The sequence below is a fragment of the Acinetobacter sp. TSRC1-2 genome, assembly GCF_049895885.1.
Taxonomy (GTDB): domain Bacteria; phylum Pseudomonadota; class Gammaproteobacteria; order Pseudomonadales; family Moraxellaceae; genus Acinetobacter.
Genome location: NZ_JAFCTF010000006.1, coordinates 82,228 through 107,551, shown reverse-complemented (window position 1 = coordinate 107,551; position 25,324 = coordinate 82,228). Strand labels below are relative to the sequence as shown.

Here is a 25,324-nt window from a genome sequence, read left to right as displayed (position 1 = left end):
GATTTCTTGTTTAACCCTAAGGTTACAAACTCAACGAGCTGTCATTGATCCGTCCAACCGCTTTGTAGCGTCATCTACGACCTACTGTAGTTTTACTATAGGCGTATATAATTTTTATGGCAAGTCCAGTTAACATTCCAAAATAATTGTATATAAAAAATACAATTGATAATTTTCGATTTCGGTAGATGATTGCATACACCAGCTTATAGATCATTGTTCAGCTGAATCGAGTAAAATGGCACTGTATTTTTGACGAGTCTGACGCAATGTTAGTTCAATTAATTTTAAGTGATTTATATCGATATTGTGGCAGCACAAAATTCAGTTCATTTATTAAAAACTATTTTTTTAATCGTGGCTTTAATTTCAGTTTTTGGCTTCGTTTAGCTGGCTCAAAATCGGTTATTGCGAAATTTGCTTATCCAATTTTTTATTATAAAAAGAAGAAATACGGAATCGATATCCATTGTACAACAAAAATCGGTTATGGACTCTATATCGGTCATGGAGGTCCATTGGTGGTCAATCCCACGACTATTATTGGTAACAACGTCAATCTTTCGCAATACATGACCATTGGGGCAAATGGCGGCAGTCAAGCAGCCATCATTGGGGATAATGTTTATATTGGACCCAATGTCTGTATAATCGACAATGTGCATATTGGAAACAATGCCACCATTGGCGCAGGCAGTGTAGTGACGAAAGATATTCCAGAAAATGCAACTGCAGTCGGCAACTATGCGAAAGTGATTAATTACAATAACGCAGGCAAATCAGTAAATAGACGTTGGCCTATAAATTCAGCGCAATAAAAAAGAGGGCTTTTGCCCTCTTTTTCAATATTTGGTGCGCTCAGCGGGCACTTTCGCTAATTTCGTGTTTTCTAGTCTTTTCTCATTTTATCTAATTTTTTCTTTATTATTATCAGCTTAACAAGTCATTTTGAGATGGCTGGTTTCATGTTACCTCATTATTCCTTATTATTCATTCTAAATTGATTACGCCAAATTTACGCCACGACATTTTAGAGAGAAATATATGGCCACCTTTAGACAAAGGGGTGATGCTTGGCGAGTTGAGATTAGTGTGAATGGTACTCGGGAAAGTGCGACATTCGATACTAAGACTCAGGCTCGCGCATGGGCATCAAAACGTGAAACTGAATTAAGAGAGTTATCACGCGGAAAGCTTCCTGATTATACATTAAATTGTGCAATTGATAGATACATAGAAGAAGTGTGCCCAAAGCACAAAGGTTGTGATGCGGAAATTAAAAGATTTCGGGCATTTCAGCGAAACTTTCCTAAAATTGCCAAAAAGCACATCGCTAAAATTACCACTGATGATTTTGTGGTGTGGCGAGATACCAGGCTTAAAACAGTCAAGCCTGCTTCAGTTCGACGTGAAGGTAATATTCTGTCTGCCCTGTTTACTGTTGCTCGCACAGAATGGAAATGGGTTTATGATTCACCTATGAGTGATCTAAAGATGCCACCACCGCCTGCACATCGAGACAGACGCATATCAGAGGATGAAATTTACAGGCTTTGTTTGGCTGCTGACTTCAACGAGCAGGCACCTGCTAACTTCACACAGCAAATCATGATTGCTTTCTTGCTAGCAATTGAGACCGCAATGCGTGCCGGCGAAATCCGTGGCTTAACTTGGGATCGGGTTTACTTAAAAAATAGATATGCAACCTTGAATGAAACCAAGAATGGCACTAAACGACATGTGCCACTATCTAAGCGTGCTGTTGAATTACTTGAGCTTATGAGAGGTACTGGTAGTCATCAGGTATTTACGGTAAAAGATTCGAGCTTTGATACACTTTGGAGAAAGTTGCGAGATAAGTGTGAAATTGAAGATTTGCATTTTCACGACTCAAGACATGAGGCGTGCACAAGGCTTGCTCAAAAATTGGAAGTATTAGATTTAGCGAGGATGATTGGTCATAAGGATTTAAGAAGTCTTATGATTTATTACAATGCTACTGCAAGCGAGATTGCGAATAGGTTGGATTGATGGTAGAGACTAGAACTCAGGACTAGAATCTACCACAGACAAATGCTTCAAGATTGGGCAAATATTATTGATAGTTGGGAAGAATAAAGCCTTCACTTAGAAGGCTTTTCTATAGCTTTAATTAAAGCCAGTTTACTTTGACTGCATTCAATATATTTCCGCCGATCATCCACCATTACTCTTAAGATTTCTTTCCCCTGCCCTGATTCTAATTTCAACAGATCAGGACAAGGTTGTTTAAGGTTCGCTGGTATGACTAATGACTGCGGCTTTATTGACTGCTGACACCCCATCAGTATCAAAGCAATTGTTGATATAAATAGGACGCTCCACGATCTTTTGCACGTCACGTGTAATATATTCTGTCCTGACTCGTTCGGCTTCTCTGGTTTCTTCATATTGTTCACTCACTTCATTGGCTTTTTCTTGAGATTTTTTTTCAGCATCTTTATAAGGTTTAATTGCTTCCTCTACACGCCCATTGCATGCAATTTCTGCATTGCGTAAATCGCCGGCTAAACTATTCACATGCCAGGTTTGAAAAAACAGACAAATAAGTAGCACAATGATCAAAGTCCAACGCTTGTTGCTCCAAATGATTAATAGAAATGGCATTAGTTAGCCCCCATGCATTTGCTGTGACGTTCAACCTGACGCACCCAAACCCCATAACAGTTATTGGATCTAACCGAGCAATCACGTTTCGCTGCATATTTCCATTTCAGTAATGAGTCACATGCCTGTTTGTATTTGCCTTGCTTTAAATTGCGAAGCATTGAAGATGATGACCAAGCACCAGTACCGAACTGATAAGTAAAGTCCATATACAGGTCATATTCAGTTTGAGAAAGCGGAACACCTAAAAGTGATTTATTGAAAATCTTGGCATCTTTGTCGATGTGGAATTTCAGATATTCAGTGGCTTGCTTCTGCGTAATTCTTGGGTCAGTCATTTTGACCTTTTGGCCGTTTGGATAAACTGTGGTACCGGTGCCAATTGTGGCCACACCTACACTATCTTTGTACGGGACAAGGACTGTGCCTTCTCTAGATTGTGTATATGCAATGCCGCCCACACTGATAGCAGCAAGCATTGTTACTATGAATTTGGATTTATTAGACATCACATCCCCCTTGCAGTTGCTTCTTTTTTAATTGATGAATCTCATCGGCACGTTTGTTCTCAAGGCGTTTGTAATGCCAATTAATCAGAAAACTAAATACACTGACCAATAAGCCGGCTAAACCAATTGCTAAACCAATAATCGTGACCGGATCTAATCCTGTTAATTTCCCAAGAATTGATGCACTTCCCCCTACAACACTGGTCTTAACTGCAGAAGATGTGACTACCCCTGTTGTTTCTATAATTGCTTGCGCATGATCTGACATGCTGCCCCCTAAATTTTGGTAATAAAAAACCCCGATCTCATTAAAGACCGGGGTTGGTAGTGGTTTGTTGTGTTATCGAGCAGCTATTTCAAAAATCTTATTTGTTACTCCAGATACCACTACACCAATATTTATGCTTGCGGCTAAATCGGTATCGTTCACATCTGCGGCAAGAACATCATCAATATAGATTTTGATATTTGTTTCTGTCCATTCCACACCAATGGCATATGTTTTACCTGCGGTCATGATGATACCTTTACTAGCCAATGTGGTGCTCACCCCTGCGACAACTTTGGTGTAAAGCAAACCTGTAGAATTAAGCACAATCTGATGGTAATTAGTTGCATCAGCAGCACGAATGAGCAAACCTACATAACCTTCATTCCAATCTACTAGTTGACAAACTTTTCCCGACTTGGCATGTGGCAGAAGCGCGCGAGAATTTCCGGCAGTATTCTGAGCAACATATCCGTTATAAACGGTTAAGTATGCTCCTGCAGCACCAAGAGTTGACCAAGTCTTACCACTCGTCACACGACCATTCAAACCTCCAAGATTTATCTTGAAGTCATCAGATATGGTTTTTTTGTTCGGGTCTACTTGAGACTTAAAAATACTTTCCCAGGTAGGTAGTGTTGATTCTATCGCCACAGTTCCGGCTTGTTGTGTGATTAGCATATTAATTAACTCCTGCGCTTAGAATGTGTGCTATTTTGCCTACCGCTGTACCTAATATGTTTTTGCCCGCTTGGTTGTAATGCACCCCATCAGCAAGCAAGTTTCGGCTTGGAAATTTTACTGCTCCTGTGAATCCCATAAAAGACCCAGCTTTATCATGTGCAATCTCATATTGGGCTGATCGAACTGATTTAGAACCCACGTTATCTCCAGTGCTGGTGTAGTAAGCGGTCGCGGTTAAAATAAATGGAATTTTTAAGCCTAGATTTGTTTTAAAAAAATCAATCATTTCAGACAGTCCAGTTTTATACTGCGTCTTCGTAATCGTTCCGAGCTGGATTTCTTGACCGTCACGTTCACCTTGTGTCCAGACAATAAAACCATTTTGAAAACATGTTGAGATTGAGTCTAAATAGGCCCGGCAAGCATTAAAGCGATCAATTGCTGTTTGCCTTAATGTACCTGTTGGCGACCAGTTTCCTGCCCCGTTATCTGCTTCAGCGGTCTGAGCAGTAGAGCCAACTGCGCTGTTTACAATAATTAGGCCCATCCCTGTTTTTTTATAAAACTCAAGTGCTATTGCGGGACCATATGTTTGTTTACATGTTTTAGAGGCAGCACTGCCATCGTTAATTTCTCGGACAGTGTTATAAGTATTATCCCAAACATAGCAAACCCCGTTCGGAAGATTTGGGGCGAGAGCATCATCACCACCGTAATAACTAGCATTCGACTGTCCAGCTATAAGGCATAACACGTATTCATAAGGAGTTGAATAAGCCGCAGCGCCGGCTTCGATAGTAATCGTCTCAGGCGTTTCTAGTATTGAAATGCCTGTTCCTGCAACCAGTGACTTCTGCTTTGCCCCAACATACGAAATAAATTGCCCTGTTGTAACATTCTGCTCCTTAATTCGCGTAAAGCCTTCTGCATCAAGGATGGTAACTACTTGGCCTTTTATTTTTTTATAGATCTCAACGCCTTTTACTGTTGCATTCAAGTCAGCAATGCTTTGATCATTCTCCGCAATACGAGAATCATAGAAATATGTTTGCCCTGATTTCGTTTGCATTTTTATTCGTGTAAAGCCATTTACATCTAAAACTGTTTCAACATAAGCATCAATTTTTTTATAGATCGAAAACGTTTTGATTTTAGTGTCTGTATAGTTTTTACTTTGAGTTAATGAATCATAAATTGATTTTGTAAAAGTTGTTCCATCATATTGCCAATCACCATTATTTGTTGAATCACTATCATTAGTCACTGTGACTTTTGATTTCGCAGGAATGTTTGCTTTATCTGCGTCCATCAAGGCGTATGTCTTATAAGCCTTATTGCCCACACCTACCGAATTAACTTGAACCTGAAGGCTTTGCTCTATAGCTTCAGCTCTCTGTTTTTCAGCTAAAATATTCTGACTTGCGATTAAAGATTCATTATCAATTCGCATATTTAAATTGTTTTCAGCTTGATAGGCTCTAAGTGCTTCAAGATTTACTAGAGATTTTGTGCTTTCATCACCAACAATCCGGGCAAGTATTTCTGCTGGCAACCCATTCACATTCCCTGCAATTAAAGAATCTAAGAGTGACTGCAGTTTGCTATCTGCGACAATATTCTTAACATTTAATTCCTGCATAACCAGCCAAATCTTATCTAAATCAAAATTCAGAGAATTGGGATTAAGCGAGTTATCATAAGTTTTAAAAGTAGTACTTCTGGCCAACGGAGAATTGCGCCAAATTTTAATTATTGAATCAACTAGTGGTGGATAATTAAAAATAACTTCACCATCTATAAAGGACCATTCTCCAATTGCTGGTTCAATATCATTTACTGTGACAATTAAATAATCTTGAGTAGCGCAAGTGAATTCCAGAGGAAATATTTTGCTGATCCCATTGGCTATATATTCTTTATATGGCGTTTGTTCTGATACTGCCATGATTAATCCCCTAATCGAAGTCTAAGGCGGCTTCATGCACGCCACCGTTTGTCCTCCAATTAGGCGATTCATTCGCTTCATTTTGTCTGTGTATTTTACCGATGCGTTCCGGTGAATCAGTGACAGCACCTGCCAATGAATCTAGTTCATCATCTTCTTGATCAGTAGCAGCCGGATTAAACATACGCATTTTTTTGTATTGCAGTGATGTGTTTTCTCCCTCATTTGTATCCACTACAGACACATGCACCCACAATAAGCCTGATACTAAAGGCCCTTCCAAAGCATCCAAAATACGTTTGTTTTTCTGACCTGTAGAGTGAATCTCGGCAACACCACAACGTATGCGACGCTTTTTAAGTGCTGCTTTTAAAGATGCTGGTGCGAAATTACCAATACCATTGGTTTCAATGGTTATTTTAGGAATGTGGAATTCTTCAATCAGGTCACATAATTGCCAAACCTGTCCACCACATACATTTCCTTGCTCATCAACCGTAATCACTTCCCCTGTTAAGGCAATAGATCTGTGCCAGTACTTCACACCAAAGTCATCATGCAGCACTAAAGCTACCGATGAAATGTCCGATTTTAATTTACCCGATGATGGGTCCCATCGTGCTGTCATACCAACAACTTGACGCTCACCAATCATCATGAGGTATTTACCATTGGCACGTCTTAAAACTGGTTCACAGTCGTAAGGAATCATCTTGTCGGGATCAAGACGTACATTGCCTGTAGGCTTGGCATGCAATTGATACTGTGAATCCCATTCGTTGATCGTGCGGCATTCTTTGCGACGCTCTTCCATTACTTCTGCAGTAAATCGTTCAGGCCACAATGCCTCGCTATAAATATCAATTAAGTAATGAGTTTCTTTGAATACAATCCTATAGATGCTTCCTTGTTGCATCCACTGATAATCAATGCCTTCTTTAAGCAATCTTGATGTAGTACCAATACCGCTAAAAATATAACAAGGATCAAAATCAACAATTGCATCGCATACTTTTTCAAACCGCTTTTCATTTTCAAACATTTTGAGCACCAAACATTTAGCACCTAGTTTCTGAATGTGCGTATAGAGGGAATCATGGGTATGTGGTGTGCCAACAAATAGCTTTTGTCCACCAGGTATAAGAATGTGTGTTTGTTCGGAAAGTCTATAACGTAGTTTTTCACGTGCTTCAGGTGTACCAATATTGCTTGGTACTTCCACGTCATCGTTTTGGATCTCATTGGCACGTGAACCGGTTACGTTGGAAAGAATGCCTCGTGCATGAATAGAACCGTGACGAACATCTACAGAACCAGTCACCCACCATTTCTGTGTCTCACCACGTGCTTTTTTAATACCAAAAAGTACACATAATGGATGGCGTTCAAGTACCTGTTCAGTACCACGACTGACTTTATATGCATCAGGATCTGTTGCGCCCTGGTGTAAAATTAAATGATCAGGATTGTTGTATAACTTCCATGCGTTATAGATGTCCAGAATCGTTGATTTGCCATGACCACGCGGCATCATCAATAATCCAAGCGTGCCGTAATCTTCTAGGAAATCACAGACATCTAAATGGAAATCGGGAACTGTCCAGTTTAGCGTTTCCGCATACACCAGATAGAACGCAGCAAAGCCGACCTTAATCATTGATTAGCTCGGACGTTGTTTTTTACGTTCGTCTAATTTCTCGGCTACACTTTTAAGTATTTCTGCTGCAGCTGCTTCTGGTGACTTCTTGCGTGAATCAGGATCACCCTTAAATGCGTAATGATCTTGCAGAAGGTTTTTAAGTTTTTCGACATTGGTTAAGGCTTCTTTTGCCCCCTTATAAAACCAAACCTTATCGCCTCGCCCTTCTTTGGAAAAAATATCCTGACCGTAACCTTCAGTGATTAAACCAACTGCATCTGTTGCCGCCATTTCCATGCACAATTCAAGTTTTTGAATCGTTTCAGGTTTCAATAAACCGTCTTTCTTTTCGTCTGACATATAAAAATCCCCCGTATAAATCACTTATACGGGGGATCGGGTGGAGGTTTGTTGGGTGAAGTTGTTAGCCGTAGCACTTTAGAGCTGTAGCATCAACAATCACGTGTCCTAAAGCTAAATTTTGACGATTAATAATAGCAATGGTATCGGCACCATAACTGGATGCTTGTTTTATTAATTCATCACTTGCCACCTTGTTGAAACTCAAAGATTGAATATCAACATGAATTGGACCTAATTTTTTGCAACCATTGATCAATTCACTACTTGATGAAATTATTTGAATTTTATTCATTGCTCCATTATTTAAGGTTGCACATCCAGTAAACAATAAAATCAACCCAATACAAATTATTTTCACTCTACCACCCCTTCAAAATCAATTGGATTTAAACCGTCAAGGCCCTCACCACTTTCCCACCATTGGCTACGTCCTTGTTTTTGCATCTTTCTTTTATACTTTTGTTGGTAGTCTGGTGCAATCATATTTTGAATATCATCAAACATTAAGCGATTCATGGCAGTTTTTGTGTACCATAAATTTTGACCAGGTATTTTTGATTTTGCCAGCATGTACATTTGGTTAGTTTTGCTTGTTACGTCCTTGCCATTTAAAATTTGATTGGCTGTACCACTGGTCAATGATGCAAGTTTAACCATGTCACCGCCCAACGGGCCTAATAAGAAATTCCTAGAATCTCGACCAGAGCTATCGGCACCAGCAACAACAATATCTCCTAGTAAAGTCATACCACCACCTTTCATCATAGATTTTGTCATAAAACTTAAAGCTACATCTGGATCATCCTCATCCCACATGGCTAAAGGATTATTACCATTTGCAATCTCACCGAGCTGCAATGACAAGGCACCCATTGCGCTCATTCCCATAGCAAGGGGAATCATATATGTAAATGGTGTTGTAGATGCCACTCCATCGCGCAGTGCCCGCGTACCATGACGCATAAGGAATGTGACTGGAAATGATTTGAATTGCGTTATACCCCTAGATACAAATCCAGCAAGACTCCCGCCATGGGTTTTTCCATGGAGTTTTGTTCGCTCACGAAGTCCGGCTTCAATTACAGCAAAGCCCTGTTCATCTAATACATGAGAGTAATATTTTTTTACTGCCTGATTTTTAACTTCAGATGGATCACCCAAGTGCTTTAACTGATCATCTGGAATATTTAAAATTGATTGAGTTGCTAATAGGCTATGCCCAGCTCCATCTTTCACTGGCTCAGATAAGCTCATTACCTCCCATGTGCGCTCATCCAAGCCGACACTCTTTAAAAAGGATTGATCTTCTGCATCCAATTGCCCCCATTTCTTCTCTTTTGATAAGTTTGCATATTTATTCATAAGTAGCTTTGACCACGCACTCTTTGTGGCGCGTGTCCAAGCATTTAACAGTGAGGCTCGCATTACAGTGGATGCAGCTGTATTAGAAACGCGCGCAAGTTGACTGGCACGATCATATACACTGGTTAAGTCTTCTGAAGCAAACCGCCCAAGTGATGATGTAATTTCATCTACAGCAATTCCAAGACTGAATGATATTTCTTTATCAGTTTGATTGAGTGGGTTTAGTTCACTTGCTAGATTCCCAATAAGTTTAGTAACAGATAAATTATGCATTCTTGCTAGCTTTATCATTGGTGCGATATCTGATAGGTTTGCAAATAATGCCGAACCAAGCATAGTTGATATATTCCAAGCTCTGTAAGCTACACCAAGCGCACTCCACACCTCACTCCCATTATTCATGTTCCTGTGTGCGAATACGTCATACATGGTATTAGCGCGCCTAATACCATCTGTTAAAATATTGGTTTTTATTCCATTTTCTCCATCGATGCGCTTGGCTTCCTGTGACAAAATATCAAAAGCACGATTTGGATTACTTCCAAACTTTTCAACTAGCGCAATATTTTTTGCCATCGTGTCAATATGTGAATCGATTAAATCAACAAATGGCAATGCGCCATATTTTTGCTGCATCTCAAGCCATGCATCTGCATTTTTCCAATGCAATACGCGTGATTGACTCATGCGATTTGTAGCTTTACCACTACCCTGACGTACCTCGCCAATATTTAAAGTATTCAATCCATCAGTTGTGATTGAATCGTATGAGTGGCTGATGAGATTTTTTATCTGATCGTTAGTTAATGGGCTGCCATCAGTATCTACATACTTCGATCGATCAATATTGTTAAGCGCATCATCCAACCACTGCTGAACTCCAGCATCCTTTAATTTGTCGCCATGCCATATGGTGGTAAGACCAAAATCATCACCTAAATTACCAATATTTCCACCCGCAGAGTTAAATCGAGTTCGATAGCCCTCATACATCGTCCCAAGCTCATCAGATATTTGTTTAGCAATATGGTTGTTTGTGGCTTCCCCAAAGCGCTCACGAACAACGTCTTTCATTAGTTTTTTATCTGTCCACATCCCTAAGCCGCCTTTTATTTTTGTGTAGAAATTCCACATATGGCGTTGACCCTCAACCTTGATGGCCTTGTACTCGCTGTTGAGTGAAGTAATCCCAGACATATCACCATTGGCTGCAATAAGACGATCTAATGATTGATTGGCGGGCAGTTCGGAATTTCTTAAAATCTCCATATTGTTATTTTGAGCAATAATATCTTTTGCTAAGATTTGTTTTTTTCTTGCTAAGTCACCTTGAATATCTTTTGCCACCTGCTCACTTGCTGCGGTTAGGCGATCAACCTTACTCATATTGCGCCATTTATCAACATCTTGACGAGCCAGATTAGTCATTGCTTTTGTTACGCGCTGCTCAATCTTAGCTGCTTCTTGTTGGTTTAATGAGTCTTTGCCGAGTGCTTTGGCTACGGCTGATTTGCATTGGTCTTTCATAAAAAATGCTCAAATAATTTTCATCATCTGAGCATTCATTAAGAATAGGTTTGTTGTGTTATATACTTTGCTCTATATAGGCTTTAATCTCAAAATCACAAAGAACATCGCTAAATATGTATTTTCTCGGATCGCCACGATCTTCATCATTTTCATAATAAGCAAGGCCAATATCTTCTGAACCATCTTTGCCGTTTCTTATTAGATTATCTATCTGGCTCTTTTTGTGCCAAGCTATATGATCATAATCATCAACAAATACAACCTGAGCATTAATTCCTGATTTAATTTCACCAAAACCATGCTCAAGCAAAGATTTACCAATAAACAGTATATCTGGCTCTAATTCACCATATAGCTCGATATATTTTGGTTTTACAAAACTTAAATATTTTTCTTTTGCTTCTTGTATTTCATCTAATAGCATTTTGACACCCTGATTCAAAATACCCGATTTTTATCGAGTAAAAAACTTAAAAAATAATACAGGAATTCCTGTATAGGTATTCTTTCTACTTAGTGTGTTACTCATCCCTATTCAGGATTTCTTCAATATCATCTACAGTGAAATCAGAACAGGGACAATTAACAACAAAATGAAATATTTGAGCTGCCTTATCCCTATTCTTTTTTTCTATGGCTTTTATATCGAAACCATGTTTATCGGCAAAAGCATTAAGGTTATCCATAAGCTCACGTTTTGCCTTTTGTTTTTTAATTAACTGAGCCTCTTTTTGCTGATTGTGCCAATCAATAATTTCTTGATAATCAAAAAAAATAGGTGATTGCTTAGAATCTCCCATTTTCATTGGGCGAGGGAATGTAAGGTCCTTTTGAACTAGATGTCGCAATGACCCACGTGTCATGTCTAACATTTTGCACACAGTATTAAACTGAATTCGAATAGGTGTTATTTCACGCATTTTACAGCCATATTTATACATATTTAAATATATTAAATACCAATTAAGGCTATGTAGCAATAGTTTTATCTGAGTATCGATAGCGGAATTCCGCTATCGATCTTATTTTTAATATTTTAGAATAATTTACGTCCCATACTGCAAGAAGCAACTAATAGCAGCTTGTGAGGCAGCAATGTCCATCTCTGCCATTTCAGCATCTCTTTGCAGTTGCTCTAAAATTCCCGATGATGTTGTTGATACTTCAATTTCATTTCCAGCCACATCCTCAATAAGTGTTGCAAATTCCATATTTGGATTATTCCTAATAATTTCCATTGCTGCAATTTGATCGGGTGTATCGCCGAATAAAGAACCTTGACGCGGATCTCCCATCTCCTCGATTCGATTGATCTCATCTTGAATATTGTCTGAAATGGCTTTAGCACTACGCTTATTGCTATCAAATACGCTTAAAAAGCCTTTCGCACCACTACTCAATCCGTCATCGATGAGCTGACCTTGATTCAAATAATCGGGCACAGCTTGCCCCTTCGCTTTTAAATCACTGAATTTTTGAGCTGCCTGCGCTAAATCTTTCGCAATCGTATTATTATGCCGCCCGCCTTGTTTAACCAAATCACCAAGCTGTGCCAGTTGTGGGGCTGCACGAAGCAAGGCACTCAGGACATTCTTGCTGTCATCGTCGATATTTTCAGCCAAACGCGCAACAAGCTTTGAATCACCATAAGCCTTATGTGTGACAGCAGATTCAATGCGGCGTTTACCATCTTGGCTTAATTGGCGGTCTGCTGTAATAAGGTTTACGCGCTCAGCCTCAGGAATGCTTTGAATGAACTGCTTAACAAAATCATTTGACTGATCATAATTAATGTTTCCATCTTGATTGAATTTAAGTAAGCCTGTATCAGGCAGCACATCATTACGTGCCTTCTCGGTTGCGCTATAACCTGCAACATCAGGCTGATTAGCTGCACGTGTGAATTCCACACGATCTGTATCTGTCAATCGCTTTCTAGTCAGGATGGGGCGCTTCATCCCTGAAATATCAATCCCATGTTCCTGTGCATATTGCTCTACAAAAGCACGGTAATCATCTGCCTTTCCTGCCTCATATGCCTTACTGATTGCTAATGTGCGGCCATTGCCTGATTCAATAACATTATCCATACCGATGATTGGCGCACCATCTGATACACGATGACTATTTCCAAGTAATTCAGAACGTAAATTATTGGCTATGCTGTCAATCTGTAATTGAGATGCTGCACTTGATCTATCTCTTGGCTGTAGCTCCTGTGGATACATTGAATTAAGCGTGCCATTAATTTCATTGGATGCTATTAGGTCTGACAAATCTGCCACATCGGTCAATAACTCATATTCACTGCCTTTAGCATCATAGGCGGTGCTTACTCGTTCGGAGCCATTACCGCCATAACGTGCACTCACCTTATTCCATTTTTGTTCCCACTTGGATATGGCTTGTCCAACGGTCATGCCAGCCATGCGATTATTATTCACAATCGCATCAGCATGCTTAGAATCGTATTTACGTACGACATCGATCAGCCGTGCATTGGGATCTGCCTTTAAAACATACACCGCCCCAGCTGGCCCAAGTAAGTGCCCTAAATATTGTTCATGCGCTACCGGCTCACGACCCATTTTCTTAGCAATATAAGAGTTAGCCTCTTTAATATGAAGTAATCCAACACGAATTTGTTCATCTGGATTATTGCGATTACCGCCACCGAGCCGATCCCGTACAGCAACAAAAACAGCCTTCAGTTGCCGATCCAATCAAAAGCCAAATGGCTAAAAATGGATTGAAAAATCAAATCGCCAGTGCGCCTAGCGTTGAAGCATTAAAAGAAATTGCTGCAACCGTTCGTGATTACAAGTTGAAGCTAACCAATGACGACATGGGTGAAGTCCTTGCCGATTATGCAGCACGCAAAAAGTTCTTAGAAAATCAGCAAGACATGTTTGCAGGTGTTGAAGAAGTCTCATATGTCGATGCTGTGATCAAGCGAATTCAAAACGCCAAGTCTCAAGATGATATTAACGCTGAATATGCAGACCCAGCATTTGATGAACTATCTGACGCAGATCGTGAACGTATCGATAAAGAAGCTCAACTTCGTGAATCGGAATTACAAGACTAATTAGATAAGGTCGCACCCTAACCGGTGCGGCCACTGGTGAAAGATATGAAAGCTAAAGAAATTATCGTTAAGGCACTGCATGAAAATTTTTCAGAATTTACAGAAGATCAAGCTGACGCAGTACTGGAAGCAATTAAGCAAGAAGGTTTTGTTTTGGCGCAGGAAGGGTTTGTATCGAAGTTAAAAACAACCATGGAAAATCATTACGACCGTCTTAACAATGTTCTGCATGAAGAAGGTTACAACGATAAAATTTTTGGTCAGTTGATGGGGCTAGATTTTGTTGAGGAAGTCATTGACGAGATGATTGAATCACAGGAGCAAAAGGGATGAATCATCCATTAATCCGGTACCACGGTGGAAAATTCCGTTTAGCTCATTGGGTTATTGCTCAAATGCCAAATCATATCTGCTATACCGAAACATTTGGTGGAGCAGCTGGAATTCTTCTTCAAAAGCCACGTGCTTATGCTGAGGTATATAACGATCTTGATGGTGAAATCGTAAATCTATTTAAGGTATTACGAGATCCAGAACAACGGGATCAGTTAATTGAACAGCTTGTCTTAACACCATATAGCCGTGAAGAATTTGAAAATGCTTGGAGTGTGGCCACAACGGAAGTAGAACAAGCGAGACGAACAATCATTCGTGCACAAATGGGTTTTGGTTCTGCAGGTGCTACAAAAGGTATTACCGGTTTTCGCATAGATACAAAACGGCAATACGGAACCGCTCAATCACTATGGGTAAATTATCCTGAACATCTAGGCTTTATTGGGCAGCGCCTTAGTGGTGTTTTAATTGAAAACCGCCCTGCTATTCAAGTTTTAAAAGATCATGATGCATCCACCACTTTGCATTATGTAGATCCACCTTATGTTCATGAAACACGTTATTCAGGTGCTAAGGCCGGACGGATTTATAGACATGAAATGGATGATAAAGCTCATCTTGAATTACTGAATACATTACTCGAGCTAGAGGGAATGGTGATGCTTTCTGGTTACCCAAGCGAACTTTATGCCGATGTATTAAAAGATTGGAAACGTGTTGATACCAAAGCTCGAATTTCATCTGGTCGCGGCACTGATACACGGATTGAATGCTTATGGATAAATCCAGCTGCTCAACAACATGACTTATTTGGAGGTGTGGCTTAATGGTTAATCAAAAACTAGAACAAGCCAAAGACCTCATTGAATCTTTAGCAGCTCGAAAAATTGGCGGTACTGGCATTGAGTTGAATAGTAAAGAAGTAGATTTGGCGTATGAAGTTTTTAATGATTATGTAGTGCGGAATGAAGTGAAAGGCGTTGATGTGAAGTTGCCTTTTACTATTTTGCAGAGTTTGGGAGAGGTTTCATGAATGCTACTGAATTTGTGAAAAAGTTTGGGATCGTTCGAGCAAAGCAGATTCTTGATCATGCTCCTGAAGGTGCAGCATCATTTGATTTCATTGGTATTAAATATTCGAATGGCAGTCGACTTGTTGGGAAAAAACATATCGGTCTGAATCACTTAAAACGCCTTGTTGAAAGTCATGAGTTGGTCATTGTATGGCGCATGCCTGAAAGTTGGCGTGATGACTACGATGGCGATAAGCTTGGTTTTGAGGGAGCAAGAATGTATTTGGATATGCACGGCAATCATGAGTTGGTTGGTGAAAAACTAGAACGATTTAAACAAGCCATCGCTGATGTTGAAAGCTGCCTTGAAGCAGATAAGAAATTGGAGGGATTGTGATGACAGCAATGGCAAACATGGGTAACTTTATTGTTGCCCTGCCACCTTCAGACATTTGGTTGACAGATGATCAGGCGGCAGAATTTTTAAGTTATGAGAAAGGATATTTCAAAGCATCTATTATTTGCTTAAAAGGATTTCCGAAACCAAAGTACATTACTGAAACTGTAAAAGGCCGAAGATGGAACTTAAAAAAATTATCTGATTGGCTAAGTGAAAGGCCGGAAGATTTGAAAAAAGCAGTAGGCAGACCCCGCAAAATATAGCGGGGTTTTTCTTGGTTAAAATATGGATTACGCCAAAATTACGCCAAATGTATGATAAGTTATTGATTTTATAAGTAGTAGTGGTGCGCTCAGCGGGACTCGAACCCACGCCACAGGCTTCGGAGACCTGTACTCTATCCAGTTGAGCTATGAGCGCGCGTGCACATCATAACAAAAAAAACCATAAGGTAAAGCAACTATATAGAAGACTTCATTTTTAGTGCTCAGACTTTAAACAATGTTCCATAATTGCAACATAGAATTCCTCCTTATTTACTTGGTTTATTAGCCAAGATCACTCACAATACTCATACTATTCACCATGTGAGAACTTCATGACTGATGCATTGACCTTGAGAGACGTATCTAAAACTTACCGAAATGGTTTTCAAGCACTGAAAGGTATCAATTTAACTGTACCTGAAGGTGAGTTTTATGCACTCCTCGGACCCAATGGCGCAGGTAAATCAACCACTATCAGTATCATTAGTTCACTCACTAAAAAAACATCAGGTACTGTTGAAATTTTTGGCCATAATCTGGACACGCATCCATCTGAAGCTAAACAATGCTTAGGCGTTGTACCGCAAGAATTTAACTTTGGTCAGTTTGAAAAAACCTTTGATATTTTAGTCACTCAAGCCGGTTATTACGGCATTCCAAAAAAAATTGCCGAACAACGTGCTGAACAATATTTAGAAAAACTCGGTCTTTGGGATAAAAGTGCCATTCAAGCCCGTATGCTATCTGGTGGGATGAAACGCCGTTTGATGATTGCCCGTGCCATGATGCATCAACCAAAACTATTGATTCTGGATGAACCGACTGCAGGTGTAGACATTGAATTACGCCGTTCAATGTGGGACTTCCTCACTGAAATGAATGAACAAGGCACTTCTATTATTCTAACCACACATTATTTAGAAGAAGCTGAAATGCTCTGTCGTCGCATTGCCATTATTGACCGCGGTGTGATTAAAGAAGACACCAGCATGAAATCTTTCTTAAATCAGCTAAGTGAAGAATCCTTTATTTTCGACTTAGTTGAACCGATTCAACCAATTCATATTGAAATTATTGGTGTGCGTTTTAATTTAATCGATCCTGTCACTTTAGAAGTTACCATGGACAAGGCACATACCGTGAATGAATTGTTCCAGCTTATGGAAGCCCAAGGCATTCAAGTCCGCAGTATGCGTAATAAATCAAATCGCTTAGAAGAACTGTTTGTGAAAATGGTCGAAAAAAATCTTGATGGAGCTGCGCAATGAACGTTAATCAACTCAGTGTTGCGCTGTATACCCTTGTGCATAAAGAAGTGCGTCGTTTTATGCGCATTTGGCCACAAACCCTGTTACCACCTGCCATCACCATGAGTTTGTACTTCGTGATTTTTGGTAATTTGGTCGGATCACGCATTGGTCAAATGGGCGGCTTTAGCTATATGCAGTTTATTGTGCCCGGCCTGATTATGATGGCAGTAATTACCAATAGCTATGCCAACGTATCTTCCAGTTTTTTTAGTGCCAAATTTCAAAAGAGTATTGAAGAACTGATCATGAGTCCTGTGCCACTGCATATGATTCTTTGGGGTTATGTGATTGGTGGTGTGTGTCGTGGCGTCCTGGTCGGTATTATCGTGACCGCCATGAGCATGTTCTTTACCGACTTATATATCACCAACTGGTTTGTGACTATATATACCGTTTTGATTACCTCATTATTATTTTCACTCGGTGGTCTGATTAATGCGGTTTATGCGAAATCTTTTGACGATATTTCAATTATTCCAACCTTTGTACTGACTCCACTCACCTATTTAGGTGGTGTATTCTATGCCATTAGTGCTTTAAGCCCATTTTGGCAAAATCTCTCTTTAATTAACCCGATCGTATATATGGTCAATGCTTTCCGTTTCGGCATTTTAGGTCATAGTGATGTCAATGTTTCTGTTTCATTAAGCATCATCACCTTGTGTTGTGTGGCACTTTACGGCGTAGCTTACTATTTACTTTCTCGTGGTTCAGGAATGCGTGAATAATGAGTGTAGAACTTTCTTTATTAGGTAAAGACACCAATTATCCAACAGAATATCAACCCGATATTCTGTTTCCAATTGCACGTGCGCAAGCGCGTGAAAAATATGCCCATGTTGAAGGCATTCAACAAGGTCAAGACTGGTGGCATGTTTTTGAAATTTCCTGGTTAAATGCAGCGGGCATTCCTCAGGTGGCTATTGGCCGTATTACCTTGCCGGCATCTTCACCGAACCTGATTGAATCAAAATCATTAAAGCTGTACTTTAATAGTATGAACTTTACCAAATTCGATTCAAAAGATAGTTTTATTGAGACCGTTGAAAAAGATTTATCCGCAGCGGCAGGTGCGCCGACCAGCCTGACTTTATTCCAGGCCGATGATCTGGATATTTCCAAACCGGAAGGTCTATGTATTGATGATTTAAGCCCTGAGCGCTTAGAGAACCATCCAGATGCAAGTTTATTAAGATTAGACCCAGAAAATAGCGAACAGGTTGAAGTACAACTGTATTCACATTTACTGCGCAGTAACTGTCCAGTCACAGGACAGCCCGATTGGGGCACGGTTTTTATTCGATATCGGGGTAAAAAACCTTGTTATCGCAGTATTTTAGCTTATATTATTTCTTACCGTCAGCATAATGGTTTCCATGAACAATGTGTGGAACAGATGTTTGCCGACATCTGGCAAAACCTTGCTCCAGAAAAACTGATGGTCTATGCAACTTATACACGTCGTGGTGGATTAGACATTAATCCTTGCCGTGTCTCGGATGCAACATGGATGCCTCGCCCCATTCGTTTGGCGCGACAATAAAATGAAGAACATTGAGGTTTTTTAACATGCCATTTTTTGGGTTTATTCCTTCTGCAGAATTATTAAGCAGTATTCAAACCGCTCAGGAAAAGAAAAATTCCAGCGAACCGCTTTATCCTTTACGCGACAAAACAGCTTTACTGATTAATGAAGAAATCATTGATGCTATTTTGACCGAGCTTGTGCGTCGTTTTCCAGCCAGTGATAAGCGCGATACGGCTGAAAAACTTGCGGGCTATATCAAATCAACTGTTGCTGTTTTATTGAAACAGTTGATGAGTAAATCTTCAAATGATGTGGTTAAGCAATCGATTGAATTTTCTGAAAAAAGCTTATTTAAAGATGCGGAAGGCAATTTCCGCGTAGGCGAACATTTAGATGCAAGTTTGGTAACCAATCTTAAGCATAGTTATGCGGAAATTAAAGCAGGTAATGAAGTCAATAAAGCGGCGCTCACTGAATCGTATAAACAATTTGCTGAAGCCACCGTGCGTCATTTTATGAGCGACTTTAATAAGACCCTCGACTTAGGCATGATCAAGCGTAAGGCTGCAGATCTTGGTTCTGCTGCAGTGACTAAAGCAGTCCATATTGCAGTGGATAAAATCATTCCAAATCTCAATAAAGCCGAGCTTCGAGCACTTGCAGAATACCACGACACCTTATTTCATGTTTAAATTTTATCCTTAAGCATTTTAAAATGATCTAAAACCTAGCTATGGCTAGGTTTTTTTATGGCAAAATTTTGCTATCACACATTGAGTAAAATAAGTAAATCACTACCACTTTTATGGATATTTATTTTGGTCAAGCATTACAGATTCATTATGTCTTACGTTAATTGCAGAAAAAAGACAATCCTCTTCCCCCCTACATTTTTATGCAAATCATTTCGATATAAAGCAATGAGAGAATATGATTTTGCGTCATAGATAAATATCGGATCATTTGTTCGCAACAAGTACCAATCTAATCGGACCATATATTCTGATGCTTTTCCAATCAAACACTGCTTAAGAAAGTACAATCGCGGTTAAATTTCTTACCCTTAACTTAGATAGACCTTATCATTGCAACGGATGCAAAATATCCTGCTCGATTGGCTAAAGTAATCGGCTGCTTTTTATTTTGTCCTTCTATCTACAAAAGCAAACTACAGGCAACAGAACTGGTCTCATATATGTGAAATTACGTTTAGACTCACGATCTTTGTCTTTTTTTGTATATGTACTTGTTGATATAGCTCTAGTCAATGCTATCTTAACGACCAAGAAAATTCCGTTACCTTTCATGAAATGGATTTTCAGTCATTATATTTGTAATGCCTACTTTTAGCGTTGTGATGTCAATTTACACACACTGATTATGTTTTTGGAACTTTGAGTAATATGTTAAATATCAACTTTTATAACAAAATTAAACGTCTTCCTTTACTTATCGGTGCACTTTGTATCACCAGTTTCTGCCAAGCCAATGATTTTTATAATCACCCTTCTTATAACAGCTTTAAACAAAAAACCATGCAGACCTACGGCTTAAGTGCAGAGCAAGTTGATTGGGCCATGAATGGCTCAAAAAACCTTCCCAATATTATCAATATCATGAATCGCCCTGGTGAAAGTAAGCCTTGGTACCAATATAAAACCAATTTTATGGCTGAAAGCACCATTCAGCGCGGGATTCGTTTTAAAAATCAATATGCCGATACTTTAAACCGTGCTGAACAACAATTTGGTGTGCCTCAATCAGTGATTTTAGGCGTTTTAGGAGTGGAAACCGGTTTCGGTGCCAATAAGGGCAATTTCGTCACCCGTGATGCCTTGGCAACTTTAGGTTTTGGTTATGAGCGCCGTGCACAATATTTTCAGGATGAACTCTCTGCACTGATTGCATGGTCATATAAAGACGGTGTTCCAACTAATTCAGTAACAGGTTCTTATGCAGGTGCAATCGGCTACCCTCAATTTATGCCAAGTAACATTCCCAAGCTAGGGGTTGACTATGATGCTGACGGACATATTGATCTTAGAAATTCTGCGGTAGATGCAATTGGTTCCATTGCCAATTATTTGGCTCAACATGGCTGGCAACGCAATCAACCTATCGGCTTTGCGGCACGCTATACAGGAAATAATTTAGAATCGATTATCGCTAAAGATTTAGAACAACCTACCCCTTATGGAGTTTTAAAGAATCAAGGCGTTACACCAATAAATCCTATAGTAAAAATAGATGACCTGGATATGGTGAATATTATTCAGCTTCAAGATAGTTATGCACCAATTTATTATATAACTTATCCTAATTTTCAAGTAATTACGACCTATAACAAGAGTCGCATGTATGCCACGGCAGTGTGGCAATTAGGCACCGAAATCGCCAGTCGTTAAGACTGGCTTTTACCAAAAATTACCAAAGTCAAGATTTTATTTTACAAAATAGCGCACAAAACAGGCATTCCCAACAAAATGTTACAATATTGATTATTTTTTAACCTAAAAACGTTATATTTCTGTCCTTTTTGTAATATTTTCAATTAAAGAGTAGACAGCTTTAGCATGGCATGAATATTATCCATCTCGTCAAATGTAGTTGCAAAAGAGAATTAACAGACCGATTTGCAAATATTTCAAGTTTTTAAATGAAATTAAGTCAATGGTCTTTAGGGGTTTAATAATGCATTCATCGGTTAAATATATTTTAGCTTTAACTACCACTTTTGCCCTGAGTCAGTCTCAAGCAGAATTGGTTCAGTCATCATTTAATACAGATAATGACAACTCTCGCTTAGCCACACGTGTGCTAAATAAAGACGCTCAAAATTTCAATTCACACTTCTCAAATTTAAATAGTCTTTCAATCACTGAGCGTTCTGGCGATAAGATCCGTCGTCAAACAATTGCAGCAAAAATTGAAATTCCTGAAGACGAGCCTTCAGTGATTGAAAAGCTAAACACTGTTGCATCGAATACAGTTCGTAAATTTAGTCAAACAGGTGCAGCATCTTGGTACGGTCGCCAGTTTCATGGTCGTAAAACAGCAAGTGGTGAAACATTCGATATGAATGGTCTGACTGCAGCTCACCGTAGCCTGCCATTGAACTGCTATATTCGCGTAACCAATAAAACCAATGGCAAGAGTGTTGTCGTAAAAGTAAATGATCGCGGTCCATTCCATGGCAACCGAGTTCTAGACTTGTCTTATGGCGCTGCGAAACAGTTAGGTATTACTAATGCAGGTACTGCGAAAGTAAATATTGAACGTGTTGATGGTCCAAACTCATAAGATGATGCTCAGCTCCTAATATATTTGACTTAAAGGGCCACGTAATGTGGCTTTTTTTTATGCCTGAAAAAACTTTGTTTTAAACCTCCTCTTAGTGTTTAATAAATGCAGCATATTAATAATGATAAGGGTCGAGGATGAACATATTACTGAAAACCCAAAAGCGCCATACACCTCACTTGATAGCCAAATGCATCATTTCTTCACTCCCCCTCACTTTGCTTGTTGCATGTTCAAGCTTACCTACAGCACAACATAAACCTGTTCAAGAAAAAGCGTCTAATACTCTCTTGGTTTATGGCGGTCCCATTTTGACCATGGAGGGAATGCAACCGACCTATGTCGAAGCATTACTGATTCAAGCAGGTCATATCCAGTTTAGTGGAAAACTTGAACAGGCACGCAAAATTGCCCCTCAAGCACAGCAGCTCAACTTAGAACAGCGCACGGTCATCCCCGGTATCATCGATGCACATAGCCATGTCAACAGTGTAGGCTTACAACAAACGGTTGCGAATCTTTATTCTCCCCCAGAAGGAGCGGTGACCGATATCAACTCGCTCATTGTTGCCATGAAAAGCTGGCAGCAGCAAAACCCCGAATTTATTCAGTCATCAGGCTGGATTATGGGCAACGGTTATGATGATGCTCAACTCAAAGAAAAACGCCATCCTATAACAACAGACCTGGATCAGATCTCTAAAGATCAACCAGTCTTAATCTTGCATCAATCTGGACATCTAGCATCGGTCAATCATAAAGCTTTAGAAATACTCAATATCAATGCAAAAACACCCAATCCATCCGGTGGCGTAATTCGTCGGATGAACAATTCCATGGAGCCAAATGGTGTGCTTGAAGAAAGTGTTGTTTTTAGTGCCATGATGCAAGCTTTTAAAAATGTCCCACCCGATGTTATGGAAAAAATGGCGCTCACGGCTATTCAGACGTATGTCCAAAATGGTTACACAACCGTTCAGGAAGGTCGTGCGGATGCAGGAACCAGTGAATTATGGCGAAATTTAGCCAAACAAGAAAAACTACCGATTGATCTGGTGTCCTACCCCGACATCATTAATGAAAAAGAATACATGCTTAAGCATGGGACGAGTCGCGACTATGATCATCATTTTCGCATAGGTGGCGTTAAAATAAGTTTGGATGGCTCACCTCAAGGCAAAACGGCTTGGCTGACTCAACCCTATTTAATTCCACCAGAAGGGAAAGCTAAAAATTATTCAGGCTACCCAGCCTTTCCTGACAATAAAATCTTACAGGATGCCATTAATTTAGCCTTTGAACACAAATGGCAAATACTGGCCCATGCCAATGGTGATGCTGCAATTGACCAATATTTAAATGATATTGATACTGCAACCAAGCACTATCCAAAATTAGACCGACGCAATGTCATTATCCATGCACAAACTATGCGTGAAGATCAGTTAGACAAAGCTAAATCTCTCGAGCTCATTCCATCTTTCTTTTCATTACATACTTATTATTGGGGCGACTGGCACAGAGAAGAAACACTGGGCATAGAACAGGCAAATCGTATTTCGCCAACAGGTTCTGCTTTACGCAAAGGCATTTTGTTTACCGAACATCATGATGCGCCAGTTATTCCACCTCATAGCATGATGACGCTGGATACCACTGTAAACCGCGTTACACGCAGCGGCAAAATACTGGGTGCTGAACAACGCGTCAGCCCTTATATTGCCTTAAAGTCGCTCACCGACTGGGCGGCTTATCAATATTTTGAAGAAAATAGCAAAGGAACTCTAACGAAAGGAAAACTGGCTGACTTTGTAATCCTGAGCGACAACCCTCTGGCTGTTCCGAGCAATAAAATTAAAGATATAAAAATACTCGCAACTTACAAGGAAGGTCAGCAGATTTATCAAAATCCCCGATTACAAAATATAGAGCTTAAATCCCCATGACACATCTGGTATACGGTTTCAGATTTAACCGCATATTCTGTTTATTTAAAGCGAACGAGACTAAGCTACCGACCACTTTGACCCTTCCCTCGTTCTGGTTTATATTTAATTTGAATAAAAATAAGTCTGTGAAACTTAAATCCCGCTGGAGTGGAGAATGAAAACAATAACCGAATGGCTAGATGAATATAGTGACAGCCATCAAGACAAAACCAACAAAGCCATTCATTGGGTCTGTGTGCCTGCAATCCTTTTTTCAATCATTGGAATTCTTGCTCATTTCAGTGCGTTACTTACCGCCCTGATATTAGTATTAACTTTTATTTTTTATGCGCGCCTTGATCTGGTACTTACTGTTGCAATGGCAGCTCTGCTTTTTGTCATGGCGTGGCTTATTTTTATCTTACCTGTGGGTACCGGTTTTTATATCGCAGTTTTTGTTTTGGCCTGGATTGGACAGTTTTACGGGCATAAAATTGAAGGTAAAAAGCCTTCTTTCTTTAAAGACCTCCAATTCCTCCTCATTGGCCCAGTATGGTGTATGGATGCCTATTTAGGTAAATTGATACCTAAATGGAGAAAACGCCAAAAATCGCAGCTGATAGCGATTTAAACACCCTTATCATTTTAGCCTTTCGAAGAACCTTTATTGATAGGTTCTTCCTTTATACTTTAACCAACCATCGGCATGAGTTTTCTGGGGATCATGATGAGTCCAGTGAATTACCCCACCTTGCTGACTGTATTCATATTCACCATAAAACTGGACAATTTCACCCTTTTCCAAGTCATCTAGGCGTGAGCTTAAGTCAATATTATGCGCAACTAAAACCGTTTGCCTATTGCCCAACTCCAGAATGAATTTTTGATGACGTGAACCGTCATTGTCATCCCGCAAAATAGCTTTCACTTGCCCACTGGACTGGACTTAAATATCACTTTTTTGTTCTCGAAATGCCTGTTGAATTTTTTCATCATCATTTTGAGTGAGCAAATTGAATGATTTCGATTCTAAAGGGGCTTTCTGAGATTCGGTTTTCGAGAAAATTTCAGTGGGTGGTTTTGAATTGCTGAGCGATTGATTAAAAGAGTTCTGCTGCTCTTGTAAATCAATTCCAAAATATGCGGCTATTAAGACAATAACAACTGCGCCAATCCCCAGATTGGTTTTATTTGCCATCATGTTGT

Annotated in this window: 27 protein-coding genes, 1 tRNA gene and 2 pseudogenes; 16 read left to right on the top strand and 14 right to left on the bottom strand. The window is 39.6% G+C overall.

Annotated elements, in window-relative coordinates:
• Window positions 1-269 precede the first annotated feature (269 nt).
• Window positions 270-818 carry a serine O-acetyltransferase gene (locus ACP69Y_RS08360; protein WP_425917810.1) on the top strand — a complete coding sequence of 183 codons (549 nt, stop codon included), beginning with the start codon at window positions 270-272 and terminating at the stop codon, window positions 816-818.
• Window positions 819-1,044: 226 nt separating this feature from the next.
• Complete coding sequence (locus ACP69Y_RS08355) at window positions 1,045-2,031, top strand: site-specific integrase (RefSeq protein ID WP_425917808.1); 987 nt, start codon at window positions 1,045-1,047, stop codon at window positions 2,029-2,031.
• Between the two features lie 237 nt (window positions 2,032-2,268).
• Here ACP69Y_RS08355 and ACP69Y_RS08350 read toward each other — a convergent pair whose 3' ends face one another.
• From ACP69Y_RS08350 to ACP69Y_RS08295, 12 genes and pseudogenes are all read right to left on the bottom strand, one after another.
• Entirely contained in the window at window positions 2,269-2,646 is a 378-nt protein-coding gene (locus ACP69Y_RS08350; protein WP_425917806.1) for a hypothetical protein, read from the bottom strand.
• Window positions 2,646-3,155, bottom strand: coding sequence for a lysozyme (locus ACP69Y_RS08345; protein WP_425917804.1), 510 nt, complete (start codon window positions 3,153-3,155; stop codon window positions 2,646-2,648). The genes ACP69Y_RS08350 and ACP69Y_RS08345 overlap by 1 nt, the downstream gene beginning before the upstream one ends.
• Window positions 3,148-3,423 carry a hypothetical protein gene (locus tag ACP69Y_RS08340; protein ID WP_425917802.1) on the bottom strand — a complete coding sequence of 92 codons (276 nt, stop codon included), beginning with the start codon at window positions 3,421-3,423 and terminating at the stop codon, window positions 3,148-3,150. Before ACP69Y_RS08340 ends, ACP69Y_RS08345 begins: the two co-directional genes overlap by 8 nt.
• A 72-nt stretch (window positions 3,424-3,495) precedes the next feature.
• On the bottom strand, window positions 3,496-4,104 hold the full coding sequence (locus ACP69Y_RS08335; protein WP_425917800.1) for a hypothetical protein: 609 nt from the start codon (window positions 4,102-4,104) through the stop codon (window positions 3,496-3,498).
• 1 nt (window position 4,105) lies between these two features.
• Window positions 4,106-6,052 carry a sialate O-acetylesterase gene (locus ACP69Y_RS08330; RefSeq protein WP_425917798.1) on the bottom strand — a complete coding sequence of 649 codons (1,947 nt, stop codon included), beginning with the start codon at window positions 6,050-6,052 and terminating at the stop codon, window positions 4,106-4,108.
• Window positions 6,053-6,062: 10 nt separating this feature from the next.
• A complete protein-coding gene (gene terL / locus ACP69Y_RS08325) occupies window positions 6,063-7,709 on the bottom strand; it encodes a phage terminase large subunit (protein ID WP_425917796.1) in 1,647 nt (548 codons plus the stop codon).
• Between the two features lie 3 nt (window positions 7,710-7,712).
• Window positions 7,713-8,051, bottom strand: coding sequence for a hypothetical protein (locus ACP69Y_RS08320; protein ID WP_425917794.1), 339 nt, complete (start codon window positions 8,049-8,051; stop codon window positions 7,713-7,715).
• A 64-nt stretch (window positions 8,052-8,115) separates the two neighbouring features.
• Window positions 8,116-8,412, bottom strand: coding sequence for a hypothetical protein (locus ACP69Y_RS08315; protein ID WP_425917792.1), 297 nt, complete (start codon window positions 8,410-8,412; stop codon window positions 8,116-8,118).
• A complete protein-coding gene (locus tag ACP69Y_RS08310; protein WP_425917790.1) occupies window positions 8,409-10,946 on the bottom strand; it encodes a hypothetical protein in 2,538 nt (845 codons plus the stop codon). The genes ACP69Y_RS08315 and ACP69Y_RS08310 overlap by 4 nt, the downstream gene beginning before the upstream one ends.
• A 58-nt stretch (window positions 10,947-11,004) precedes the next feature.
• Window positions 11,005-11,373: a hypothetical protein gene (locus ACP69Y_RS08305; RefSeq protein ID WP_425917788.1), complete on the bottom strand. Its 369-nt coding sequence runs from the start codon at window positions 11,371-11,373 to the stop codon at window positions 11,005-11,007.
• A gap of 298 nt (window positions 11,374-11,671) precedes the next feature.
• A pseudogene (locus tag ACP69Y_RS08300) lies at window positions 11,672-11,869 on the bottom strand (helix-turn-helix transcriptional regulator); the annotation flags it as partial.
• A gap of 126 nt (window positions 11,870-11,995) precedes the next feature.
• Complete coding sequence (locus ACP69Y_RS08295; protein ID WP_425917786.1) at window positions 11,996-13,672, bottom strand: hypothetical protein; 1,677 nt, start codon at window positions 13,670-13,672, stop codon at window positions 11,996-11,998.
• A 26-nt stretch (window positions 13,673-13,698) separates the two neighbouring features.
• Here ACP69Y_RS08295 and ACP69Y_RS08290 point away from each other — a divergent pair, with 26 nt between their 5' ends.
• Genes ACP69Y_RS08290 through ACP69Y_RS08265 form a run of 6 tightly spaced genes read left to right on the top strand, consistent with a single transcriptional unit; the run spans window position 13,699 to window position 16,049 of the window.
• Entirely contained in the window at window positions 13,699-14,037 is a 339-nt protein-coding gene (locus tag ACP69Y_RS08290; RefSeq protein ID WP_425917785.1) for a hypothetical protein, read from the top strand.
• Between the two features lie 45 nt (window positions 14,038-14,082).
• Entirely contained in the window at window positions 14,083-14,370 is a 288-nt protein-coding gene (locus tag ACP69Y_RS08285) for a hypothetical protein (RefSeq protein WP_425917783.1), read from the top strand.
• Complete coding sequence (locus ACP69Y_RS08280; protein WP_425917781.1) at window positions 14,367-15,200, top strand: DNA adenine methylase; 834 nt, start codon at window positions 14,367-14,369, stop codon at window positions 15,198-15,200. The genes ACP69Y_RS08285 and ACP69Y_RS08280 overlap by 4 nt, the downstream gene beginning before the upstream one ends.
• Window positions 15,200-15,406 (top strand): hypothetical protein, encoded by a 207-nt coding sequence (locus ACP69Y_RS08275; RefSeq protein ID WP_425917779.1) that lies wholly within the window; start codon window positions 15,200-15,202, stop codon window positions 15,404-15,406. Before ACP69Y_RS08280 ends, ACP69Y_RS08275 begins: the two co-directional genes overlap by 1 nt.
• Complete coding sequence (locus ACP69Y_RS08270) at window positions 15,403-15,783, top strand: hypothetical protein (protein ID WP_425917777.1); 381 nt, start codon at window positions 15,403-15,405, stop codon at window positions 15,781-15,783. The genes ACP69Y_RS08275 and ACP69Y_RS08270 overlap by 4 nt, the downstream gene beginning before the upstream one ends.
• Window positions 15,783-16,049, top strand: coding sequence for a hypothetical protein (locus ACP69Y_RS08265; RefSeq protein ID WP_425917775.1), 267 nt, complete (start codon window positions 15,783-15,785; stop codon window positions 16,047-16,049). Before ACP69Y_RS08270 ends, ACP69Y_RS08265 begins: the two co-directional genes overlap by 1 nt.
• A gap of 81 nt (window positions 16,050-16,130) precedes the next feature.
• Here the strand turns inward: ACP69Y_RS08265 and ACP69Y_RS08260 are convergent.
• A tRNA-Arg gene (locus ACP69Y_RS08260) sits at window positions 16,131-16,206 on the bottom strand.
• A gap of 178 nt (window positions 16,207-16,384) precedes the next feature.
• Between ACP69Y_RS08260 and ACP69Y_RS08255 the strand changes: the two genes are divergently transcribed.
• The 8 genes from ACP69Y_RS08255 to ACP69Y_RS08220 all read left to right on the top strand — a co-directional run bounded on the left by ACP69Y_RS08255 (window position 16,385) and on the right by ACP69Y_RS08220 (window position 24,749).
• A complete protein-coding gene (locus ACP69Y_RS08255) occupies window positions 16,385-17,320 on the top strand; it encodes an ABC transporter ATP-binding protein (protein ID WP_425917773.1) in 936 nt (311 codons plus the stop codon).
• Window positions 17,317-18,090 carry an ABC transporter permease gene (locus ACP69Y_RS08250; RefSeq protein ID WP_425917771.1) on the top strand — a complete coding sequence of 258 codons (774 nt, stop codon included), beginning with the start codon at window positions 17,317-17,319 and terminating at the stop codon, window positions 18,088-18,090. The genes ACP69Y_RS08255 and ACP69Y_RS08250 overlap by 4 nt, the downstream gene beginning before the upstream one ends.
• The gene (gene queF / locus ACP69Y_RS08245; protein ID WP_425917769.1) at window positions 18,090-18,905 is read left to right on the top strand and encodes an NADPH-dependent 7-cyano-7-deazaguanine reductase QueF; all 816 of its coding nucleotides are present in this window, start codon (window positions 18,090-18,092) and stop codon (window positions 18,903-18,905) included. The genes ACP69Y_RS08250 and queF overlap by 1 nt, the downstream gene beginning before the upstream one ends.
• A 26-nt stretch (window positions 18,906-18,931) precedes the next feature.
• Window positions 18,932-19,582: a hypothetical protein gene (locus tag ACP69Y_RS08240; RefSeq protein ID WP_425917767.1), complete on the top strand. Its 651-nt coding sequence runs from the start codon at window positions 18,932-18,934 to the stop codon at window positions 19,580-19,582.
• A gap of 711 nt (window positions 19,583-20,293) precedes the next feature.
• A complete protein-coding gene (mltB, locus tag ACP69Y_RS08235) occupies window positions 20,294-21,295 on the top strand; it encodes a lytic murein transglycosylase B (RefSeq protein WP_425917765.1) in 1,002 nt (333 codons plus the stop codon).
• Between the two features lie 286 nt (window positions 21,296-21,581).
• Window positions 21,582-22,190, top strand: a complete 609-nt coding sequence (locus tag ACP69Y_RS08230) for a septal ring lytic transglycosylase RlpA family protein (protein ID WP_425917763.1) — start codon at window positions 21,582-21,584, stop codon at window positions 22,188-22,190.
• A 137-nt stretch (window positions 22,191-22,327) separates the two neighbouring features.
• Window positions 22,328-24,136, top strand: a complete 1,809-nt coding sequence (locus tag ACP69Y_RS08225) for an amidohydrolase (protein WP_425917761.1) — start codon at window positions 22,328-22,330, stop codon at window positions 24,134-24,136.
• A gap of 157 nt (window positions 24,137-24,293) precedes the next feature.
• Window positions 24,294-24,749: a DUF962 domain-containing protein gene (locus tag ACP69Y_RS08220; RefSeq protein WP_425917759.1), complete on the top strand. Its 456-nt coding sequence runs from the start codon at window positions 24,294-24,296 to the stop codon at window positions 24,747-24,749.
• 33 nt (window positions 24,750-24,782) lie between these two features.
• Here the strand turns inward: ACP69Y_RS08220 and ACP69Y_RS08215 are convergent.
• Window positions 24,783-25,316 (bottom strand): annotated as a pseudogene (locus ACP69Y_RS08215) (DUF3465 domain-containing protein).
• Window positions 25,317-25,324 lie beyond the last annotated feature (8 nt).

Excerpts from the sequence above, each read along its gene's own strand:
- ACP69Y_RS08360 (WP_425917810.1), top strand. The coding sequence starts at position 270 with ATGTTAGTTCAATTAATTTTAAGTGATTTATATCGATATTGTGGCAGC.
- ACP69Y_RS08355 (WP_425917808.1), top strand. The coding sequence starts at position 1,045 with ATGGCCACCTTTAGACAAAGGGGTGATGCTTGGCGAGTTGAGATTAGT.
- ACP69Y_RS08350 (WP_425917806.1), bottom strand. The coding sequence starts at position 2,646 with ATGCCATTTCTATTAATCATTTGGAGCAACAAGCGTTGGACTTTGATC.
- ACP69Y_RS08345 (WP_425917804.1), bottom strand. The coding sequence starts at position 3,155 with ATGTCTAATAAATCCAAATTCATAGTAACAATGCTTGCTGCTATCAGT.
- ACP69Y_RS08340 (WP_425917802.1), bottom strand. The coding sequence starts at position 3,423 with ATGTCAGATCATGCGCAAGCAATTATAGAAACAACAGGGGTAGTCACA.
- ACP69Y_RS08335 (WP_425917800.1), bottom strand. The coding sequence starts at position 4,104 with ATGCTAATCACACAACAAGCCGGAACTGTGGCGATAGAATCAACACTA.
- ACP69Y_RS08330 (WP_425917798.1), bottom strand. The coding sequence starts at position 6,052 with ATGGCAGTATCAGAACAAACGCCATATAAAGAATATATAGCCAATGGG.
- terL (WP_425917796.1), bottom strand. The coding sequence starts at position 7,709 with ATGATTAAGGTCGGCTTTGCTGCGTTCTATCTGGTGTATGCGGAAACG.
- ACP69Y_RS08320 (WP_425917794.1), bottom strand. The coding sequence starts at position 8,051 with ATGTCAGACGAAAAGAAAGACGGTTTATTGAAACCTGAAACGATTCAA.
- ACP69Y_RS08310 (WP_425917790.1), bottom strand. The coding sequence starts at position 10,946 with ATGAAAGACCAATGCAAATCAGCCGTAGCCAAAGCACTCGGCAAAGAC.
- ACP69Y_RS08305 (WP_425917788.1), bottom strand. The coding sequence starts at position 11,373 with ATGCTATTAGATGAAATACAAGAAGCAAAAGAAAAATATTTAAGTTTT.
- ACP69Y_RS08285 (WP_425917783.1), top strand. The coding sequence starts at position 14,083 with ATGAAAGCTAAAGAAATTATCGTTAAGGCACTGCATGAAAATTTTTCA.
- ACP69Y_RS08280 (WP_425917781.1), top strand. The coding sequence starts at position 14,367 with ATGAATCATCCATTAATCCGGTACCACGGTGGAAAATTCCGTTTAGCT.
- ACP69Y_RS08275 (WP_425917779.1), top strand. The coding sequence starts at position 15,200 with ATGGTTAATCAAAAACTAGAACAAGCCAAAGACCTCATTGAATCTTTA.
- ACP69Y_RS08270 (WP_425917777.1), top strand. The coding sequence starts at position 15,403 with ATGAATGCTACTGAATTTGTGAAAAAGTTTGGGATCGTTCGAGCAAAG.
- ACP69Y_RS08265 (WP_425917775.1), top strand. The coding sequence starts at position 15,783 with ATGACAGCAATGGCAAACATGGGTAACTTTATTGTTGCCCTGCCACCT.
- ACP69Y_RS08255 (WP_425917773.1), top strand. The coding sequence starts at position 16,385 with ATGACTGATGCATTGACCTTGAGAGACGTATCTAAAACTTACCGAAAT.
- ACP69Y_RS08250 (WP_425917771.1), top strand. The coding sequence starts at position 17,317 with ATGAACGTTAATCAACTCAGTGTTGCGCTGTATACCCTTGTGCATAAA.
- queF (WP_425917769.1), top strand. The coding sequence starts at position 18,090 with ATGAGTGTAGAACTTTCTTTATTAGGTAAAGACACCAATTATCCAACA.
- ACP69Y_RS08240 (WP_425917767.1), top strand. The coding sequence starts at position 18,932 with ATGCCATTTTTTGGGTTTATTCCTTCTGCAGAATTATTAAGCAGTATT.
- mltB (WP_425917765.1), top strand. The coding sequence starts at position 20,294 with ATGTTAAATATCAACTTTTATAACAAAATTAAACGTCTTCCTTTACTT.
- ACP69Y_RS08230 (WP_425917763.1), top strand. The coding sequence starts at position 21,582 with ATGCATTCATCGGTTAAATATATTTTAGCTTTAACTACCACTTTTGCC.
- ACP69Y_RS08225 (WP_425917761.1), top strand. The coding sequence starts at position 22,328 with ATGAACATATTACTGAAAACCCAAAAGCGCCATACACCTCACTTGATA.
- ACP69Y_RS08220 (WP_425917759.1), top strand. The coding sequence starts at position 24,294 with ATGAAAACAATAACCGAATGGCTAGATGAATATAGTGACAGCCATCAA.